Genomic DNA, 13,423 nt, shown 5'->3' with positions numbered 1-13,423 from the left:
CAGCAGGGTGAAGCACAGGATGTCGCCTCGGATGTGGTGCGCCGCGATCTGCCTGTCACGCAGTCGTCCCTCGAAGCCTAAGTTGGCAGCTTAACCCCCATGTCCACGAAACCGGGGCAAGCCCACCCGACGCGAGGGCCCCATAAGGCTGCGGGGTGTTGAGACTTAAGACAGCCAAGAGGCCCTGGCCCCTGCCATGCACCTGATGGGAGCGTGGCCTGGGCAGACATGTACCCCAAGGGGGCTGCGCGGCCTGTCCACCGGCCGGGAGCATCACTCGGGTGGCCCCATCAGCGGCCCTCCTCGGCCCCTCTGCACCCTCCCTCCCCCTCAACTGGGCCTCCATCCCTTCTATGCGCGGGAGTTCATGGATGACTCCGCGGCTTTTCTTGTTGAGCGAGACGCTTGCCTCCGAAGTCAGCTTCTGGCGCTGACGACAGCAGGCGGGGGGCCACGCGCGAAGGGGATGCTGTCTTGGCGATCCACTCCGCGGCCACATCCACCCTGGCACTGAGGCCGAACCGTTTGCACAGGCTGTCGCCGGAGGTGATGATCCCCACGATCTCCCACGTGTCGTCGTCTCTGTACTTGAGCACGGGTCCCCCGGAGTCGCCGTAGCACGTCGTGTGTCCGGGGGTATCATTCTCGAAGGTGAAATCGTTGACCCGGCTGACGTTCAGCCGAAGGCATCGTTTGAGGCCAGAGCCTCTCTTCGTTGCACCATCGGCGTCTCCAAAGCCGAGGAAGGTCAGCCGGCCTCGGAAGTAAACGGGCAGGGAGGCCTTCCGGTAGGGCACAGGAGAGACCCCCCTCACTGGCTCCCGAAGGTGGAGGAGGGCGATGTCATAGGAGCCGCGCCTGGTCTGCGTGTACCGGGGATGCGGAATCCCGCTGGCGATGGGGAATCTGACGGCCATCTTCGAGTCCGCCACGAGCATGAAAGAGAGCGTGGCGGGGTCTTCATCCTCGATGCAGTGGGCCGCGGTAAGAATGGTGTCATCCGCGATCAGGGTTCCGGTGCACACGATCTGCTGGTTCCGGCGGACGATGGCGCCGACACCCTCAAGTCCCGGGGGGGTGCACTCGGAGCCCCCGGCAATGGCCGCCATCTCCTCCTCCTCGCCCTCAAGGGCGCAGGGTGAGTCCGACATGCAGGGACTCAGCGGCTCTTGGGAGTCCTCGGGGAGTTGGGCCTCGGGCTCCTGCTCCTGCAAAGGCATGAGCTCGATGGAGAGAATGAGCAGCACGAGCACTCCATCCACGAACGGGGTGGCGTTGATGCCACTCTTCAACACGCCCCGGCCAGATCCACCGATCAGTCCCATGTGTTGTCCCTCCTCGCACGCTCAAGCAACTTCACCTACGGCACGTACAACTCCGCGCTGTCCAGGGGGCCACCGCCCGCGTGACCTCCAGCGACCAGCACCTGGCCCGAGGGCAACAAACAGGCAACATGGTGGGAGCGGGCCGTGTTCAGAGGCACCGTTGGCGACCAGGTTCTGGAGTCCGGGTCGTACACTTCCGCGCTCTTGATGGAGATGGCGTCCATCCCTCCCGCCACAAACACCTTCCCCGAGGGAAGCAGGGTTGCGGTGTGATAGGCGCGGGCCTTGGACATAGGGGCCACGCGCGACCAGGAGTCTCCGGCAAGGCCGGTGGGATCGTAGAGCTCCACGTTGAGGGAACCTCCTCCCGCCACGAGGACCTGTCCCGAGCGGAGCAGCGTGGCCGTGTGGTAGGCACGAGCCGTCAGCACGGGAGAGCCTGCGGGCATCCAGACGCCCGTGACCGGATCGTACAGTTCCGCGTGGGCCAGCGCACCGCGGGCGCCGTATCCTCCCACGACCAGCACCTTCCCCGAGGGCAGGAGGGTCGCCGTGTGACCGTAGCGGCCCTCGTCCATTCCATCCGTCAAGGACCACGTCTGGGAGGCCGGGTCATACAGCTCTGCGGTCCTCAGCGCGCCCCCCACTCCGAGCCCACCCGCGACGAGCACCTTCCCCGAGGGAAGCAGCGTCGCCGTGTGAGCAGTGCGGAGCACATTCATGGCGCCCGTCGGTGTCCAGGGACGGCTGGGGGGAGCGGCGGGATCGTACAGCTCCGCAAAGGGGACGATGCCCTCGATGTCGTTGTACCCGCCGGCCACCAGCAGCTTGCCCGAGGGCAGCACGCTGGCCGTGTGGCCCCTGCGAGCCCGCTCCATGTCGGGCAGGGGAGACCAGGAGCCATCCGCCGGGTTGTACTCCTCGACGCTGTTGTCCCTGGTACCGGTATAGAAGCCGACCACCAGCACCTTGCCCGAAGGCAACAGGCTGGCCGTGTGGTCATGCCGGGCGATCACCATATTGTCCCGGGTGGAGACCCACCGGGGACACGTCACGGAGACCTCGAAGGACGTCGAGGAAGAGAGGCCTGAGGAGTGCTGGAGTGAGAGCTGGAGCGTATGAGTGGACACGCCCACTCCACACGCGGGAGCAGTCCAGACAAGCTCACTTGAGGTAGCGGTGGTGCTCGGCGTGCCGAGGGTTCCGGTCTGGCCCAGCCAGGAAAAGCTCAGAGTCCCCTCGGGAGGCGGGCGAGCCTGGACGCGAAGGGTGACCGAACCGCCTCCCGGCGTGGAGGAGACAGACTGCCAGGACTCCAGGATCTCCGGGGGCGTGTTGGGAACGACGCCCGCATCCTGCGACTCGGGAACTCCGGCATCGGCAGAACTGGAGCCTACATCCTCTCTCGAAGGCGGGGGGGCAGGAGGGATCACTTCCTCCGGCATGGATGGGAGGGGTTCCAGGGCGTCCTTGCCGCAGCCAGACACCGCGACCAGGCCGAGTACCACACCGATGAGCAGCAGAGGCCGGGCACTTCTGAGCACGTCGTGCGTGCCGAGCATGATGGCCATCATGGTGAGGTGCATGCGACGCCGCCGAACAATGGTCGGTCGCGCAAGAGTCTCGTGAAATGACTTCATACCCCCACTCCCTGTGGCCCCATCGGTCATTGGCTGCGGTGGGGCCGAGCCGCGCCGCAAGGCAACTCAGCAACATCCGTACCGCCGACCATGAGCTCGAGAGCACGAGAGAAATCGATGATTTGCTTGAGCCCCGACCGCGCCAGTGCTCGCGCGCATCGTTGGCCAAACGTTCGCGAACGTTCTTGCGCGCAGAAGCTCAGAGGAACACGATCAGTCCATGAGGGCCGCCTCAGGCGCGCGGCTCGGCGGCGCGGCGCTCATTCTCTGGACCGACCTACGTGGCCACGGCGCCGGGTGCCGATGGCGCGTCGGTCACGTGCGCGCACTCCAGCCCAGGCGTGAGCAGCTGCAGCATCCGGCGCGGCGCGGCCACGCCTTGGCTCTCCATCCACTGCCGGGACTCGTTGGACAGTGGAGTTAACCCGGTTTCGTGGAGTCCACCCCACTGTGGGAAAAGGAGTACTTCCTGGGCAGGGGTGTGTCCAAAGGGGGCTGCACCGCCTGTGCACCGGCCCGGCGCACTGCCCAGCAGCCACCCGTCAGCAGCCCTCCTGGGCCCCTCTGCTCCAGCCCTCACCCTCAGCCGGCCTCCTATTCGCCCTATGCGCCTCCAGGCGGAGTTCGCGCACGTTCGCGAACGTTCGTGCTGAGTCGCAATACCCTCCAGCTTTCAACCTGAGCCGACGGCTCCCATCGAGGCAGTCCGCTTCCGTCGACCGTGCTTCCGAGAAGCGGCACACCGGTTGCACAAGGGTTTCGTCCACGGACGCGGCCAAGAGCGAACTTCATCGCTTCGCGAGCGTCCATGGGGGAAATGGACGATGATTTCGAAAAGTCTTCGTTTGATTGTCTTCGTCGCTGCCTTTGGCGCGATGCACATGGGTTGCGCCGGCGCACCCGATGACGGAACCGACGAGGCGAGCGAAAGCCTGGACCAGTCCGCCGAAGGCGCGGAGGGCCTGGAGGTCGACACCGACACGCCGACGGCCACTCAAGGTCGATACACACGCGATGGCGCTACGGTCAGATTCCGGGTCGCGCTCGAAGGCGGCGCCCGCACGATTGAAATCCGCTCGACAACGGGAGAGACGTTGCTTGAGTCGACGTCGGACGGCAGCACCGAAACCGACCACTTCTTTGGAGGTCGTTTGACCGTCAAAGGGCCAATCGGAAGTCCCGAGCCGATGTTCGACGGGGACCGCGCCGCGTTCGACGAGCTTGCGGCGAGACCCGAGGCGGGAGCGATCCGCAATCTTCGAGATGCGCTCGCTGCGGCCAAAGCACGCTCGTTGCGCGACATCGCCCAGCCGTCGAGCGCAACCACTATCTCCCAGCTGATGTGGAACTCCGGGCCATACTGGTACCTCAATGGCGGCGAGGAGCGCTCATTCCCGACCTGGACGTTCTGGTACCCTACGAACGTCGAGCTCGCGCTCCACGCGTCGTACAACTATCCGCCAATGGTTTACGGGTGCGTTTGGCTTCGAGCGGGCGCGCCAGCAGGCGAGTCGCTCTGTACGACTTGGAATCAGCTCCAGACCGCAACGCGTTACTACTGGGGTGTTTGGGTCAACGTACGGAACATGGAGCGATGGGGCGACTACGTCCGGATCCGCGTCTTCTGACGCGTGTCATGGGCAGCTCGTGGAGGAGCTTCCTCGGTAGGACTCTGTCGGCAGACGCGGCCTGAAGGTCTGACGCCCCCTCTTCCGAGCTCCTGAAGTTCGCAGGGCGGAACCCCGGGCACGTTCCGGGGGCCGCCCTTGTTTTTTTCGCCACCCTCCCAGGTAGGTTGGATTGCTGGCGGCCGAGAGCACATGTTAACACGGCCGCCCATGCGCCTGATTTTGCTTGCCCTTTGCCTGCTGGCCGCGCTCCCAGGCCACGCCGCCGCCCCCGAGCTGCTGTCGTCCCTGGATGCGCTGTTCGACAAGAGAGTCGAGGCCGCCTCCATCAAGGAGCTGGAGGACACACTCAAGAAGGAACTGCAGGCGGCTCCGGAGGACTACGAACTGCTGTGGCGCCAGGCGCGGCTGTACGTGTGGCAGGCGGATGGCGCGAGCGACTCCCGCATGAAGAAGGTGCTGGGCAAGCAGGCCTGGGACCTCTGTGACAAGGCCGTGAAGATCGCCCCCCAGCGCGTCGAGTGCCGGTACATCGGGGCGACGGGCATCGGCGTGTACGCGCAGGCGGTGGGTGTCCTCAAGACACTCAGGGATGGCCTGGAGGGCAAGTTCAACGAGCGGCTGGATGCGGCCATCAAGATCAACCCTGACTTCGAGCGAGGGTCTCCCTTGCTGGCGAAGGGGCGCTACCACTACGAGCTGCCCTGGCCGAAGCGCGATCTGGCCGAGTCCGCGAAGTTGTTCGAGAAGGTCATCGCGAAGTTTCCAGAGAACCTGCGCGCCCACTGCTACCTGGCCGAGACGTTGCTGGCGGATGACAAGGCGGAGAAGGCGCGCGAGGAGATCCTGAAGGTGAAGCAGGGCAGTGTGGCATACGACCCGGCGGAAGGCCTGCGGGTCCAGGAGTTAGCCAAGAAGGTAGAAGCCAAGATCGCGGAGGAGTTGGAATGAGCGCCGAGATCTAACTCCACCCAGGCGCGAGCAGCTGCAGCATCCGGCGCGGCGCGGCCACGCCTTGGCTCTCCATCCACTGCCGGGACTCGTCGGACAGTGACTGATCGGCCGTCAGCTCGCCGCGCCTCCACCGCGCCGCCGCGCGGTGCCCGAGCATCTCGAAGCGTCCGAACAGCGCCTCCGCTTCGAGGAGGTGCTGCATCGCCAGCTCCGGTGTCCCGTGCTGGACCGCCAGGCCGGCCTGGACGAGGTGCCCGAGGCCACGGACCCACCCCTCCTCGTCGCGCGTGAGCCTCCGCGCCTCCAGTTGCGCGTCCCTCAGGAGCGACTGGCGACGCTGACCGTCGCTCCGCGCGGCTGCCGCCAGCGCGCACCGCGCGCTCACGTCGCACAGCCGGATTCGCAGCTCCCGCACCCGCAGCAGGTACGAGCGCTCCAGAGAGTCCCAGCTCTGCTCGATCGCCGCGAGGCCCTCTTCCGGCAGCCCGAGATAGAGCTTGGCCTCCGCCGTCGCGTGGACCGCGGACCCATGCTGAACGAACGTCTTCGCGCGCGACCAGCGGCGCACGGCGCCTTCGATGGCGCGCAGGCCGCCCTCCGCGTCGTCGCGCAGGAGCCACACCAGGCTCTGGGTGGTCGTCAGCTGCGTCGCGGCGAACAGGTCGCCGCGCTCCTCCGCTGATCGGATGAGTGGCGGCAGCTTCGACGCCATCGCGCTCCAGCTTCCAAGGAACCCCAGCGAGAGCAACATGAGCGCGTCAGCGTTCACCAGCTCCCAGGCGACGTCCCGGCATCGTTCTCGAAACAGCGTCGCGGCCGACTCCGAGAGCGCGCACGTCGTCCTCCAACGGCCATGCCGCATCGCCAACACGGCCTTCGCCAGGACGGCGAGCGCGAGCGCGTACGGTTCTCCGGACGCGCTCGCCAGGGTGTCGGTTCGCTGGAGCAGCACCTGCTGCGCGCGGCCGCTTGCGCCCAGCCAGGCGGAGATGCACAGCTCGACCGCGCTCGCGCGCGCCATCCGGAACGGATCGTTGGCCAGGAGCGCCAACACGTGGTGACGTCCCTGGAAGTAGGTCGACAGGAACGGGTCCACTGCGACGATGTACGAGGCAACCGACCAATACAAGTCGAGCTTGCGCCGCGTCTGTTCCGGTGCCGAGGCAAAGCCTCGCCGGGGGACCAACTGCAGCGCCCTGGCGCAGATCCGGTGCAGGACGATGCTCCCGAGCAGGAGCCACTTCGCCCTGGGAGGACGAACGCCCACGCGACCAAGCAGCCGCGGCAGCAGCGACAGCGCCTCATCGACGTGACCGCTGCGCAGCCATTGCTCCAGGCCGCAGCGCTCGAGCTCGACCTTGACGTCGGGCGGTGCCTCGAGCGCCGCCGCCTGGAGAAACGTGGCCGCCGCCTCCGCCGATCGTCCATCGTTCGCGAGCGCTCGGGCGAGCTTCTCGAGGAGCGACGCTGAGGCAGCGTGCGCGCGCAGTTGCACCGCGCGGTGGTAGTACCGGACCGCGTTGCTGAACGCGAGGACGGAGCTGGCTCGATCTCCCGCCTGTTCGTAACAGTCCGCGGCGCGCATCGCTTCTCCGCACCGCTCCCACTGGCCACCCACCAGCTCCATGTCCGGGGCGTCCGAAGCGCTGAGCGCCTCGGCGAGCGCTCGATGCAGCCGCGCGAGCTCCTCCCTGTCGGTGCTGGCGCGCAGGATGTGGCTGATCCGATCGTGAAAGGGCTCCAGCTGCGCGCGCGCTCCCGCGCCCCGGACACGGACGAGCTTCTCGCCGAGGAGATCGCCGAGCGGGGACTGGAACGCGCGGGCTCCGGGGTCCAACCCCGCCGCGGCGGCGAGCACCAGCCGAGGCAAGGGCGCGCCAGCGCAGCACACCAGCTGCAGCAGCCGCAGCGCGTCAGGTGACAGCTGCTTCAACCGCAGTCCGAGCGCCTCGGTGACGCGGACGCCGGTCGCGTCCGGGTGAGCGCGCGCATAGCGGGCGAAGTCGTGCGCCAGCAGTGGATGTCCGGCGATCTCCTCGCTCAGCACGTCGAGCGCCTCCCCCGAGATGGGGGGAGCGTCCACGAGCAGCTCGCGCAAGAGCCTCCGCGAGTCCTCCCGCCGAAGGCCTAGCAGAGGTGTCACCTGGACCGCCTCTCCGATGCGGCCGCGAAGCGAGACCGACAGCTCCGCCGCCTCGTCGCCATCCGTCCGCCAGGTCGCGACCACGAACAGCCGCGGCGCATCCGGCGCCCGGAGCAGCTCGCGCAAGAGCGCCAGGCTGTCGTCATCCGCCGAGCGCAGGTCGTCGATCGCCAGGACCACCGGGCGCGCGGCGCCGAGCGTGTCGAACAGCGCGCGCGCCTCGCTGTAAAGCGCCGCGCGCAGCACGTGTGGCTCCGCGTCGAACAGCGGCAGCTCCGTCGGATACAGCCGCTGCAGCACCGGGAAGGCGCGCAGCAGCGCTCGGCCCCCGACCGGGACCGGACGCAGCCGGTCGCCGAGCCGGGAGACCGCCTCCATCGGAGCGTCGAACGCCTTGTAGGGGGCGGACTCGTTCTCGTAGCAGCGCGCCGTGAGACAGAGCGCGCCGGGATAGCCCCTGTGCACCTCGTCGATGAAGCGAGACACCAGCGTCGTCTTGCCGATCCCCGAGATGCCCGCGAGCACGACGCACGCGGGGCGACCTCGGCCGACGCCTTCGAACGTCCGCAAGAGCAGCCCCAGCTCGCTCTCACGCCCCACGAACGCCGGGGCGCTGGGCCGCTGAGACGCGGCGATCGGACCGCTCCCGAGCACCTCGACGATGCGGCCGGCCCCGGCGCGGCGAGCGGGGTCGTCGAGCATCAGCTCGGCGCTCAGCTCGAGCAACGGCGCCAGGGCATCGGCCACGAGCGGTGCGCGTGCGGTGCTCGAGGGAAACTGGCCGGTGATGAGCTCGTAGAGCATCACCCCGACCGCGTACCAATCGGCCGCTGGCCCGACCTTCGCCGGGGACCACCGCTGCTCAGGGGCCATGTAGTAATGCGTCCCGACCACCGCCATCGAGCGCTCCGACTCCGGCCTCAGCTCCATGACCAGCCCGAAATCGAGCAGGACCAGGCGATCCTCCTCGGCGATGCGGATGTTCGCCGGCTTGATGTCGCGGTGAACCAGGCCAGCACCGTGGAGCGCCTCCAACGCGCGGGCCAGTGCCTCGAGGGATCGGCGAAGTCGTCCGAGATCGAAGCTATCAGGAGACTCGTCAAGCGGCGGCTGGCTCTCGGGAGCGTCCGCCACGGTCGGCAGCGCGCTCGAAGACGGCGCGTACCCCCGGACGTACGTACGGAGATCCGGGCCATCGACCAGCTCCATCACCAGGAACCACCCGCCGTCGTCTTCGATCAGCTCGTCGATCGACACCAGGTTGGGATGATGAAGCGCCTGCCGGGCGCGGAACTCGTTCTTGAACCGCCGGAGCGCGTCCGCTTCCACGTTCCGCAACACCTTGAGCGCCACCGGCCGTCGCTGCTCGCGATCGAAGGCGCGGTACACCGTTCCCATCGCGCCCGACCCGAGCACCGACAACAGCTCGAATCGCCTTTGAATCCCCGCGCTGATCATCGCGCTCGTCCCCTTCAGTTGGACCGCGGCCGGGTCACCGCGACGCCCTGGCGCTTCATCTCGCGATACAGCCTCGAACGGTTGATGCCCAGTCGGGTGGCCGCCGCCGCGAGGTTCCCCCCGCAGTCCGCGATCGCGGCCTCGATCGCTTCGCGCGAGGGCGGACCCGCATCGGGGGGCGGCTGGACCTGCTCGTCCGCAGGCGCCACGACCGTTTCGATGGCCAAGCCTGCGCTTGGACGAAGGTGCGTGACACGAAGCTCCCTGCCGTCGTCCAGCGCGGCGGCGCGCACCGCCATGGCGACCTCGGCGCCGAGCTCGCGAACGTTCCCCGGCCATGCCCGCGAGAGGCACGCCTCGATGAAGTCGGCGTTCACACGGACCTCTGGCGCCGCCCGGCGAACCTCGGCGGTCACGAGTGCGGGCAGCTCGGCGAACCGCTCGCGCAGGGGCGGCAGCACGACCTCGGTCGCGCTCAACCGGAAGTAGAGATCCTCGCGGAATCCGGCACGACCCCGAAGCTGGCGGTGGGTCGCCGCGCACACGCGCACGTTCACCGTCTTCGGTTGCGTCGCGCCGAGTGGCAGCACCTCGCGGCTGCCCAAGAGGCGCAACAGCTTGGCCTGGACCTCTTCGCCAAGCTCCCCGACCTCGTCGAGAAAGAGGACCCCTCCCTCCGCCGCCTGCACGTAACCCTCGGCGTCCGTGGCGCCAGTGAACGAGCCCTTCCTCGCGCCGAACAACAGGCGCTCCGCCATCGAGGACGGTATGGCGGCGCAGTTCACCGCGATGAAGGGCCCCTTCACTGCCCGGTGGAAGCAACGCGCCGCCAGCTCCTTGCCGGTCCCGGACTCTCCGCGGATGAGCACGTCGCGCCCCGCCTCCGCCGTAACCCGGAGCGCGTCGTAGATCGGCCGAATCGCGGGGCCCACGACATCGCCTTGCGCGGACACCTCGACCACCTGTGCGAGGTACGGACGAATGTCCTTCGAGAGCACCAGCAGTGAGTTCCCGGCGCGCAGCCAGCGCGCGTCAGCACGCCGTACCTGCCCCCGCACCGCCTCGCCGTCGACGAACGTGCCATTGCGGCTGGCGAGGTCCGTGACGGTCCATGCGCCGCTGTTGTCCAGCGTGATCTCCGCATGCTCGCGAGACAGCCGGAGATCCCGGCCGAGGACCGACTCTGCGAGGCTACGGCCAAAGACGAGCTTGCCATCTCGCAGTGCCACGGCGAACAAGGCGGGTTCGCCGTTCGCGAAAATGAGGATGCCGCCGGGCAGCGGCGGGGCGTCGGTCTTCGCCCGAAGTACCGCGTCGTCGATGGTCGACTCGTGCATGGGCGCCAGGGGGAGCAGCGCCAGACAGCTTACTACGCGCGATCGGTGTGAACGCGCCGCGCTGACGTTTGAGTGATATCTTAAACGCGCCGTGCTGACGTCTGAGTAATATCGGAAATTTCCGCGGTCGCTCAAGCCGCGAAGGCGAGGCCCGAGGGGAGCCCTTCGGTGCCGAGCTGAAACTGGAGGACGCGCTCAACGAACTGCCGCGGCCCTCCGGCGAGCCTGGCGACCTCCGGCATGTCGTGGAGGAACGACCGGACGACGAACGGGAGCGCAAGCCGTGCGGCGGTGAGCCCCACCTGGCCAAGCATGGCGCGGTTGAAGATGACGTGACCCAGCTCGTCGACCAGGATCTCGGTCAAGAGCTCGTTCAGGCGCGCCGCGACGTCGGGCTCGTCGCCGAAGAGCGCGGGAATCTGCTCGCGCATCATGGCGACCCCCACCGCGCCGGCCACCTCGCCGCAGAGGATGAGCGGCAACGCGAGCGGGTCCGGGAGCCGGGTCATCATCCAGATCACCGCGCGGTGCAGCGGGGGTGGCAGGATAATCTCCACCTGGAGCCCGAACAGCGCGCACGCATCGAGGAGCGCGCGGGTATGCACCAGCTCCTCGAGCTCTATATAGTGGCGGATCTCACTCAGCGTGCGCCGCCGGGCCCGCGCCAGGCTGAGGTCCACCCCGTACTTCTCGGCCCGGTTGAGCTTGGCGACCGCGAGCAGCCACAGGACCCGGGGCGAGACCTCCTCGTCGCGCAGCCGGTGGAGGTTCCGGTGGAACGACTCCCGATCCAGCGGGCCACGCCAACTGACGGTGGTGGCGTCGCGCCTCCGGTTGACCAGCGTCGTCCCGTCGATCTCGCCATCCCGGCCGCGAAGAAACGTCAGGTACGCACCCAGCTCGTCGCGCCGACGCTCCGGTGGCAGTCGAAGAAATGGATTCACGTTGCCCTCTCTCCCGATCCACTCATGCACGCGTCGGGCTGCCTGGCGTCTCGATGCTCGGCTCGACGGGACGAGAGATTGCCCCATTCCTGGCGCGTTGGACACCTGTTCGATCGTGTTCGCGAACGTTCGGAGCGTAGGAGAAATTGGAGCGCTGTTGAGGGAGGACCGCAGAGGGGGACATGTGGGCTGTGCGCCAAGCCGGTGGAGAGGCCGCGCAGCCACTTTGGGGTACACGCCTACCCCTGCCGCCCTCCCATCAGGGGCGCGGCAGGGGCGAGGGGCCTCTTGGCTGGGGCGGCCCTCGCGCAGGGGCCAGGTGCGCACTCGCCGTGGGCAACCCCAGGTGCTCCACAATCGCTCTCACCCCTCCTGCTCCCTTCACGTACGCCAACACCCGCCGCCTGCCTCCACACCTCAAGCACGCGAACACATCCAGGGCGAACCTCCTGCGCAGCAGCCCGGCCCAGTCCAAACGGGGTGTGCGCTCCTTGCTCGGCTCCTCCACCGTCGCGGCAAAGGCGGGGCTCTCCTCTTCCAGCCCCGGCTCCGCCCCCGCTTGAGGGAGCAGAAATGGCCGCACTTTCGCGCCTGGGGCAAAGACGCCGTGGAACCTCGTCAGGTTTGCCCTCGGCGGAGGCACCAGGCTGGCCAGCCGGCGGAGCAGCTCCAGCCCGGTGAAGAGCAGGTGCGTCGTGCCGTCCGGCAGCGGGCGCTTCATGCGCCAAGCGATGCGGCCATCCTCCGCTCGTGACAAACGCTCCAGCGCCAGCGCGCCACGCGCCCCGTAGCGGCATAGCCGCTCCAGCCCCTGCCTGTCGTTGGCGTGAAGGTGCGTGTTGGCGTGCAGGGAGAAGCCCTCCAGCAAGGCGCATCGGGGCTGCTTTCGGGGAGGAGGCCGCACGTCCACCTCCGTCCAGCGCAGCCGCTGCTGCAGGGAGTGCGCCTGGTACGCCTGCAGCGCGTCCTCGGGCCCTTGCGCGGGCAGGGCCCCTCTTTTCTCCAGCAGGCGCAGCACCCGGTGACGCACCACCCTCAGCAACTGCTCCACCTCGCCTTGCGCGGGCGGCGGCAACGCCTCGAAGCGCACGCCTCTCTCCCCCGGCACGAAGACGCCGTCCTGTACCAGCGAATGGAAGTGCGGCGTCACCTGCAAGGCGGAGCCGAAGAATTGGATGAACGACACGGCTCCTACTTGCCCACCCCGCAGACCCTGCCGCCGTGCCCTCCGCCGCTGCAATGCGAAAACCGCGCGCAGGAAGAGAGTGAGGACGTCCGAGAGCAGTCCCGCCTCCTTCAGCAGTACCCACCGCACCCGGTGGGGAAAGGACAGCGTCCACTGCCGATAGGGCACGCGCGGCAGCACGCGCTCCACCAGGTGCACTGCCGTTACATGCGCCCGCTTCGCGTTACAGGAGGGGCACACCCCTCGCCCCTTGCACGAAAAAGCGACGAGGAGCTCGTCCTTGCAACTCTCGCAGCGCACCCGCGCGAAGCCGTGCGCCAGCACTCCACACTCCAGATACCTGGCGAAGTCCCGCTCCACATACCGGGGCAGGCCGCGCCCCACCTCGCTCGCCTCCGCCAGGAGCGTGGCGAGGGGGTCCCTCACCACCTCGTACAGCACCGTCCCCTCCGGCTGCCTGCGCCGGTACGCCCACCCACGCTCCTCCACCTGCCCCTCCCCAGCTACACCTCGCTAGGACTCACGCTACCGTCAGCCTCCCATGGGCCTCTCGTGAGCCCTGGGAAACCGGGGAACGCAGGCCGCTCGCGCCCGTAAGCGGATTGACCTGTTGGGCCGCATGCGCCCCCAGTGTACGTGCGCCGTGAAGGTGCACCTGACCAGCGGGTGGAAGTCCCGCCCGAGGAGGAAGTGAACCAGCAGCAGAAGGCCGACCGGGTCGAGTACCTGCGCGCGCTCTGACGTCAGAGGCTCGAGAACTGGTGGGCGAGCTTCACCTCGGTCCAGTACCGGTTCGGCGCGCCATTGA

At 68.0% G+C, this 13,423-nt stretch carries 8 protein-coding genes; 2 read left to right on the top strand and 6 right to left on the bottom strand.

The window, feature by feature from the left end; all coding sequences use genetic code 11:
• Nucleotides 1-365: 365 nt before the first annotated feature.
• Complete coding sequence (locus VD972_RS35725; protein WP_324993291.1) at nucleotides 366-1,247, bottom strand: S1 family peptidase; 882 nt, start codon at nucleotides 1,245-1,247, stop codon at nucleotides 366-368.
• A 113-nt stretch (nucleotides 1,248-1,360) separates the two neighbouring features.
• Complete coding sequence (locus VD972_RS35720; protein WP_324993290.1) at nucleotides 1,361-2,455, bottom strand: Kelch repeat-containing protein; 1,095 nt, start codon at nucleotides 2,453-2,455, stop codon at nucleotides 1,361-1,363.
• 1,334 nt (nucleotides 2,456-3,789) lie between these two features.
• On the opposite strand from VD972_RS35720, the gene VD972_RS35715 reads away from it, so the two are divergent.
• Complete coding sequence (locus tag VD972_RS35715; protein WP_324993289.1) at nucleotides 3,790-4,593, top strand: hypothetical protein; 804 nt, start codon at nucleotides 3,790-3,792, stop codon at nucleotides 4,591-4,593.
• 210 nt (nucleotides 4,594-4,803) lie between these two features.
• Entirely contained in the window at nucleotides 4,804-5,544 is a 741-nt protein-coding gene (locus tag VD972_RS35710; RefSeq protein ID WP_324993288.1) for a tetratricopeptide repeat protein, read from the top strand.
• Between the two features lie 10 nt (nucleotides 5,545-5,554).
• On the opposite strand, the gene VD972_RS35705 is transcribed toward VD972_RS35710, so the two are convergent.
• The 4 genes from VD972_RS35705 to VD972_RS35690 all read right to left on the bottom strand — a co-directional run bounded on the left by VD972_RS35705 (nucleotide 5,555) and on the right by VD972_RS35690 (nucleotide 13,104).
• Entirely contained in the window at nucleotides 5,555-9,148 is a 3,594-nt protein-coding gene (locus tag VD972_RS35705) for a protein kinase domain-containing protein (protein ID WP_324993287.1), read from the bottom strand.
• A 14-nt stretch (nucleotides 9,149-9,162) separates the two neighbouring features.
• Nucleotides 9,163-10,485, bottom strand: coding sequence for a sigma 54-interacting transcriptional regulator (locus tag VD972_RS35700; protein ID WP_324993286.1), 1,323 nt, complete (start codon nucleotides 10,483-10,485; stop codon nucleotides 9,163-9,165).
• A gap of 131 nt (nucleotides 10,486-10,616) precedes the next feature.
• On the bottom strand, nucleotides 10,617-11,429 hold the full coding sequence (locus VD972_RS35695; RefSeq protein ID WP_324993285.1) for a hypothetical protein: 813 nt from the start codon (nucleotides 11,427-11,429) through the stop codon (nucleotides 10,617-10,619).
• A gap of 259 nt (nucleotides 11,430-11,688) precedes the next feature.
• On the bottom strand, nucleotides 11,689-13,104 hold the full coding sequence (locus VD972_RS35690) for a transposase (RefSeq protein ID WP_324993284.1): 1,416 nt from the start codon (nucleotides 13,102-13,104) through the stop codon (nucleotides 11,689-11,691).
• Between the last annotated feature and the right edge of the window lie 319 nt (nucleotides 13,105-13,423).

The organism is Hyalangium sp. (assembly GCF_035629615.1).
Taxonomy (GTDB): Bacteria; Myxococcota; Myxococcia; order Myxococcales; family Myxococcaceae; genus Hyalangium.
Note: the sequence above shows the minus strand (reverse complement) of the source record. Positions and strands in the feature narration are given on the sequence as shown.

Excerpts from the sequence above, each read along its gene's own strand:
- VD972_RS35715 (WP_324993289.1), top strand. The coding sequence starts at position 3,790 with ATGATTTCGAAAAGTCTTCGTTTGATTGTCTTCGTCGCTGCCTTTGGC.
- VD972_RS35710 (WP_324993288.1), top strand. The coding sequence starts at position 4,804 with ATGCGCCTGATTTTGCTTGCCCTTTGCCTGCTGGCCGCGCTCCCAGGC.
- VD972_RS35705 (WP_324993287.1), bottom strand. The coding sequence starts at position 9,148 with ATGATCAGCGCGGGGATTCAAAGGCGATTCGAGCTGTTGTCGGTGCTC.
- VD972_RS35700 (WP_324993286.1), bottom strand. The coding sequence starts at position 10,485 with ATGCACGAGTCGACCATCGACGACGCGGTACTTCGGGCGAAGACCGAC.